The organism is Okeania sp. SIO2F4, assembly GCF_010672385.1.
Classification (GTDB): Bacteria; Cyanobacteriota; Cyanobacteriia; order Cyanobacteriales; family Microcoleaceae; genus Trichodesmium.
This window is the reverse complement of record NZ_JAAHGT010000533.1, coordinates 1-6,604: the sequence shown is the minus strand read 5'-3', so window position 1 is coordinate 6,604 and position 6,604 is coordinate 1. Positions and strand designations below refer to the sequence as shown.

At 36.1% G+C, this 6,604-nt stretch carries 6 protein-coding genes; 4 read left to right on the top strand and 2 right to left on the bottom strand.

Features of this window, described 5'->3' with window-relative positions; translation table 11 throughout:
- A partial coding sequence (locus tag F6K22_RS26770; RefSeq protein WP_293105084.1) for a hypothetical protein occupies positions 1-288 on the bottom strand: 288 nt, incomplete at its 3' end.
- A 944-nt stretch (positions 289-1,232) separates the two neighbouring features.
- On the opposite strand from F6K22_RS26770, the gene F6K22_RS26765 reads away from it, so the two are divergent.
- Both F6K22_RS26765 and F6K22_RS26760 read left to right on the top strand, forming a co-directional pair.
- Positions 1,233-2,057 (top strand): SirB1 family protein, encoded by an 825-nt coding sequence (locus tag F6K22_RS26765; protein ID WP_293105081.1) that lies wholly within the window; start codon positions 1,233-1,235, stop codon positions 2,055-2,057.
- A gap of 185 nt (positions 2,058-2,242) precedes the next feature.
- Positions 2,243-2,890: an alpha/beta hydrolase gene (locus F6K22_RS26760; RefSeq protein WP_293105078.1), complete on the top strand. Its 648-nt coding sequence runs from the start codon at positions 2,243-2,245 to the stop codon at positions 2,888-2,890.
- A gap of 351 nt (positions 2,891-3,241) precedes the next feature.
- Here F6K22_RS26760 and F6K22_RS26755 read toward each other — a convergent pair whose 3' ends face one another.
- On the bottom strand, positions 3,242-3,694 hold the full coding sequence (locus F6K22_RS26755; RefSeq protein WP_293105075.1) for an SRPBCC family protein: 453 nt from the start codon (positions 3,692-3,694) through the stop codon (positions 3,242-3,244).
- Positions 3,695-4,026: 332 nt separating this feature from the next.
- On the opposite strand from F6K22_RS26755, the gene F6K22_RS26750 reads away from it, so the two are divergent.
- Positions 4,027-5,682, top strand: coding sequence for a mechanosensitive ion channel (locus tag F6K22_RS26750; RefSeq protein ID WP_293105072.1), 1,656 nt, complete (start codon positions 4,027-4,029; stop codon positions 5,680-5,682).
- 340 nt (positions 5,683-6,022) lie between these two features.
- On the top strand, positions 6,023-6,217 hold the full coding sequence (locus F6K22_RS26745; protein WP_293105069.1) for a hypothetical protein: 195 nt from the start codon (positions 6,023-6,025) through the stop codon (positions 6,215-6,217).
- Positions 6,218-6,604 lie beyond the last annotated feature (387 nt).

Genomic DNA, 6,604 nt, shown 5'->3' with positions numbered 1-6,604 from the left:
GCGAGGAGACCTCGCCGGGTTCCGACCGCTTGCGCCGTGAGACGGTGAGTGCAGTGCGCCCTTGCGGGTTAAGCGACAGTCACGCAACTGCCGTGAGCGGAGCGTCTCTGAAAGAGATACCCGGAGGTCGCGGGGTCGCACCGCTTTATCAAAGGGGCATTTGCTGTAAAATCTTTTTATCTCCCTTACTGTTCGTAACATTGTTTTTTCACCCTTGGTATTGACCCAAAAAGTAGTAGCTCGAATAACTGAATGGGAATTTATTGTTAATGCTCGATCAATGGCCAATATTTAGGTAGCGTTGGCGCAACCTAGCGTAGCTACATCGCCTGTCAGTATCCAATATTTCAAAAGTGATTGCATCCAAGTATTTGTAACATTCTTTTTTCATGCATGGTATAATTATCCATTATCCATTATCCATTAATGAACATGCATTAATGCTATAATTTGATGCTACTTCAGTTATTAAGTATTTAACACAGACAGAATAACTTTTTCGATAAGTATTAGGCATTTTATATTAATTATTCTCATATTTACCTCCCCTCCCCACTCCCCTACTTCCCTACTCAAGAAAATGTAGAGAAGTTTTTGAGAAATAGTATAAGAGGGAAGAAGAAATAAATTCAATATTTTTGCAGAAAGGAAGAGGTAAGAGAAAATATAGTTATTTCAGTTTAACGGAATAAAGAAGAAGGAAAAAGTTATGAATTAAATATTTTTTCAGAAATTATCAAAATGAAAAAATATTAACTGTTGACCGATCAACTGATACCTAAATATCTGATAGAGAAGAAGAAATCAAGTTATACGAAATTAGGTGATAACTCTATTTTCTAATTCTGGAAAATCACCAAATAGCAACGAACAAAAAAACATTTTTATCAATTACTAGATTATAAATTTAACGAAGTAGGTAGGCAAAATTAAACTTAAAATATTTGGAATGAGTAAATTTTCCCAAACTATTCTAATTCCTGACTATACCTCGCAAATTCGATAGTTTCCCTATAGGTGATTAATGTGCTACAACTAACGGGGTAAATATTTTTGGCTTGTTCCCTATCCTCTGACCCGTCTTTTCTGCTCCCTAACACCATCAATATATCTACTTTATCAAGTAGGAAACTGCTGTAATTTTAATTCTGAGTGAAAAATTTCCCTCTCAAGTCTCCTCTTTTATAGAAGGTACTGATAACTGATAAGTAAAATAATGACTAGGTACTAATATGAATTGTTCCCCATATAGAGAGTTATTTTATTCAGAAATTAACAAATCTGATGAAAAAATAGATTTAGCTAAAGCCGCTCTTTATTTAGCTTTGGAAGATGACAGAGAATTTGACCCCGATGAGTATCTAAATGCTCTTGATACAATGGCAAATGAAGTCCAAGAAACATTACCAGCAACTCTCTATCCTTTACAAATTATTAAGAGTATTAACAACTATCTTTATAATGATTTAGGTTTTACTGGAAATACAATTGATTATTATGACCCAAGAAATAGTTTTCTGAATCATGTAATTGAAAGACGTACTGGAATTCCAATTACTTTATCCCTAGTCTATCTTGAAATTGCTAAAAGAATTAATTTTCCTATGGTGGGTATTGGAATGCCAGGACATTTCTTAATTCGACCTAATTTTGAAGAAGTTGGTATATATGTAGATGCTTTTAACCAAGGTGAAATTCTTTTTCCTCAAGATTGTCAAGAACAGTTGGCCAAAATTTATGGTCAACCAGTGGAACTACAACCTCAGTTTTTGGCAACTGTAAGTAATAAACAGTTTTTAACACGAATGTTGACAAATCTTAAAGCAATTTATTTGAACCGAAATGAGGGGTTAAAAGCTATTGCAGCTATCGATCGGATTTTACTATTATTTCCAAATGCAGTTATGGAAAAACGAGACCGAGGCGTATTATATTATCAGCTAAATCTTTGGATAGAAGCTCGTCAAGATTTAGAAACTTATCTAGTGAATCTTCCTCAAGCTGATGATGTAGAGATAATTAGACAATTACTGGATAGAATGAGCAAAAATCTATAACTGAATATTTCCGATCTGGGAGTTGATTCATAAACTAAATATTAAACTTAGCTCTATCAGGTTCTCTTTATATCATCTTTAATAAATTAGCTCTGGGGAACTTGATATCTAATATTTCAGACCTTATATATAAGACAAAAAAAACATTGAACAAATCTAGCCATTAAATTGTGAGGAAGAGCAGAATGAAAAATATTTTAAACTTAGGGGTATTGAAGAACAAATTATTCAAATTTGCTGGTTTAAGTAAAGGATTATCAAAGTTTTTCTACATTTCCTTGGCAGGAATTGTAACAATTATTTCTAGTATTTTAATCTTTACTTCTCAACCAGCAGATGCGATAGATGAAATTCAGATTACTTATGAATCAATTAATATACCTATAGCTATTTCTGATTTAGTGAAATTTGCCAATACAGGAGAACAGTCTGAGCAATTAAAGTCACTATTTTTAACAGCTAATGCTAGTCAGGAAAATATAGATAAAGTTCAGGAAATTTTTAGTTATAAATTAGAGGTTAAAGCCGATTTTGTCAATAAATTATTAGAATCACGTTATGGTGAACTTGCTATTGAAGAATTTAGTCGCTATTTTTCTCCAAATAGTAATGTAGCGACAGTAACTAACGATCTTATTGAGACAGTTAATAAAATTATTGCTGATGGAGAAGTATCATTTTTAGAACTGGTGCAAAACTTTAAATGGACAGATCAAATTGTCATTGATGCTAAAGGTATTGAAACATTTTTTGTACAGGCTATAGAATTTGCCAAAAGAGGACTAGATTTTGTCAGAGAACAACCACAGGTGCAAAAAATATTTTGCGAATAATCTGACAGTAATAGAAATTTATAAAAGAAGGAAGAAGGAAGAGGGAAAAGAGCAGGATAAGTTTGAACTAAAAAGACCTATTCCTTAGCCATAACTCTTAAAATCTTTGGAGAGAGATGGAGATGGGGAAATTGGGAAGATCAGAAAATAGGGAACTAAAAAGAGATAATACCCTATTGGTTAGATAAATAAATAAATAGTATTAAACGATTTATCATTGTTTTGTTACTCTCCCTCACCCCACCTCACCATCAATATTCACCTTACTTATTGTTCAGCAATTAAGAATTTTATCTTCTTTCTAAGAAGAAGATTGACTGGACAATCTGAATTATTTAATTATTAATTAATTTACTGATAGTATTGCTCCTCTGCTACTCTCTTCAAGCGTCTTAGTTGAGCTTCCATATCTGCTTTTGTCCATGGAGCAGCAAACTGATTAAAACCAAACCTTATTATAGGATTAGGTATCTCAAATTCAAAACGATTTAATAAACGAGTACCTTCAGGTTCAGGTTGACATTCCCAGCGATCGCGACCTTGGAAAAAACCCTGAAATTCCCAAACAATTAAACCAGGTTCTCGTTCAGCTACAACACTATATAGGGATGGTTGTAAAACAGGAATATTTATGATGAATCTACTACGACTTCCCACAAATGTATCCCATTTACCTACAGGTTCACAACGTAGCATTGGATTTAACCACTTGTGCATGAGAATGTTATCTGTAATACAACGTTCTACAATAGTGGCACTGGCACGAATTAAAATATGTTGCTCGAAAACTTGACTAAATTGCATAGTTACCGAAAAATAGGGTCTAAAGCCTCGCCGAGGCGCGGGCTACTTTTTAGTTGATTTTGATTTTGTTTCAAAAAAAGCATTATCATTAACGCAACAATAAATATATTAGTCGCCGGAGGGCATTCGGAGACATTAAACGGATGTGAAGGGAAGCGTAAGACTATCGTCAAAGGTAGCAGTATCTAATGAAACGTCAACCCACTGAGGAGCTACGGCTCGGTAAGTATCTCTGTGCCTAAAGGCCAGAGAGGATGTCAACTTCAAGCTATTAGACATATAAAAGCAATCTGATGATTGCTAATTCAAACTCACATTAACCCAAGAAAAGCATGAATGGCACTTGGCAAAGCATCACACAATCAATCAACCTCAGTGAACCAATTCAGGCTAATTCGATGTTAGCCTCAGATATTTTCGCACAAACTCCAACAACTCCTGTAGATATGCTGTCCCAAAATTTTAACAAAATTTTAATTTTGGACATGATAACAGCAATTGCAATTCTCGTTGTAGGCTGGATAGTTGCTGGGATTATTTCCGGCATAGTTGGAAAACTATTCAAGAAGACTAATATTGATAACAAAATTGCTAGTTGGGTGACAGGCAGTCAGGAACAAGCTCAGAATCTACCAGTGGAGAAATGGATATCTTCTGTAGTGTTCTGGATCATTATGATCTTTGTTCTGATAGCCTTCTTTGACAAGCTTCAGCTAACCGCAGTTTCTGAACCTCTCAATGCTTTCCTCACAGAAATAACTAGCTTCTTACCTAATATAGCGGCTGCCCTGATTTGGCTAGGTATTGCCTGGTTAGTGGCAACTATAGCTAAATTAGCAGTAAGCAGAGGACTTAAAACATTTGGTTTAAATGACCGTCTGAATCAGCAGGTCAGTGATGGACAAGCAGAAAGTCAAATGGATGTTAGCGATACTATTGCTAATGCCATCTATTGGTTGATTTTCTTGCTATTCTTACCAGTAATTCTGGAAGCTTTGCAACTACAGATTGCTCTACAACCTGTTCAAAACATGGTGGATCAAATCTTACAAGCTCTACCCAGGATTCTGAAGGCTGGTATTCTAGCTACAGTTGGTTGGTTACTCGCTACTGTGGTTAAGAAAGTTGTTACTAATCTACTCGCTGCTACAGGTGTGGATCAAATGGGCAGCAGGTTGGGCATGAGTCAAACCAGTGGCAGTCAAAATCTTTCTGCGATTATTGGTACCGTTGTTTATGTACTGATATTAATTCCTGTAGCGATCGCTGCTCTGAGTGCTCTGAATATTGAGGCCATTACTACTCCAGCAGTGGCGATGCTCAACAATATTCTGACATTTGTCCCCAAAATCTTTGCGGCTGTTGTAGTTCTTGCGATTGCTTACTTTGTTGGTCAATTTGTTAAAGATTTAGTTACTAATCTTCTGACAAGTATTGGCTTTAATAACCTTTTCAATTGGCTTGGTTTAACTTCCACTCCACCATCTTCCCCATCTAGCGACCCAAATGCAACTGTAATTCAGGGTGAACCTGGTACTACGCGGACTCCATCTGAAATTGTTGGCTTTGTAGCTTTTGTGGCCATTATCCTATTTGCTACAGTTTCAGCTACTCAGATTATGCAACTTGAGGCTCTGACCTTAATTGTCAATGTAGTAATATTAATTGCAGGTCGGGTTCTCTATGGTTTGGTAGTGTTGGCCATAGGTTTGTACTTGGCTAACCTTGCTTATAACTTAATTACCAGTTCTGGTAATTCTCAAGCCAAACTTTTGGGTCAGCTTGCTCGGATTGGAATTATTGTATTGGTCTCAGCTATGGCTCTGCAACAAATGGGTATTGCTACTAGCATTGTCAATCTAGCTTTTGGACTTTTCATGGGAGCAATGGCAGTAGCTATCGCTTTAGCTTTTGGTTTGGGAGGAAGAGATATTGCTTCTACTCAAATTCAGGAATGGTTAGAACAGTTTAAAACTAAGAATAAATAGTCATTAAAAGTTCTGCCAAAATTTTTGATCTGGGAGAATGGGAAGTCTAAAAATTCTATAACCCGTTCTCCCTAAACCCAAACTTGAACGATTAAGGTAGGTAGTTCATTAATTGATAATTGATAATGGATAATTACCTCTGGTTAAAACCGTAAGGGAGAGGCGATCGCTTCATCTAATCATAATATCAAATACGTTTGATTAGACATAAAAAAATTCTCCCGCTGTCATAATTACTAAATGAAAGTGGTTCTCTCTCCTCCTGACTCCTTACTCTTGACTCCTGACTCAATTACGACATTTTTCAGGAACTGAAGCAATAGAAAATGACCAAGTTTCAGTGGCTAGTGTGAGTAGTCGCTCAGATTTAGTTATCACAACCTGTGGAATGCGAAGACAATTTGGAATTGACGGTATTGGCAAAGTAGGTTTTTTGACGAGTCAGAATGAGGAGCTTGTGAAGGACATTAAGCGCTTTGTTGTTGCACCACATATTCGTTACACCAATTTCAATGAAGTTCGATTTATCTCTTGAATCGGAATTATTAACGCGGAGAAAAATTTGATGTGGGATAATTAACATCAACTGAAGTACGTTAAACCGATAATTGCCTCGCTGAAAACACAAGACGTGAAAATGTTCTTATTAATAACCATTATGCCCAGGCGTTGCTGAAAAACTATAGATAATCAGGTTATAAGTAGATGATAATTATCCCAAAAATCAAATAGGAGGTATTAAAAATACCTCCATTAACTAGCTATCAGCTTGAGCGCATTTAGCTGGAGCGCTCTTCAATTGGAGGGTAACGGTCCCCCACAAGAGGAGCGAAAAAATTAGTGGTGCGCTTTGCGTGGGGGGGGGAAAGAATCCCCCATTATACACCTTGAATAAGCTGACTGCTGTTAGCGTTAGCGAAGG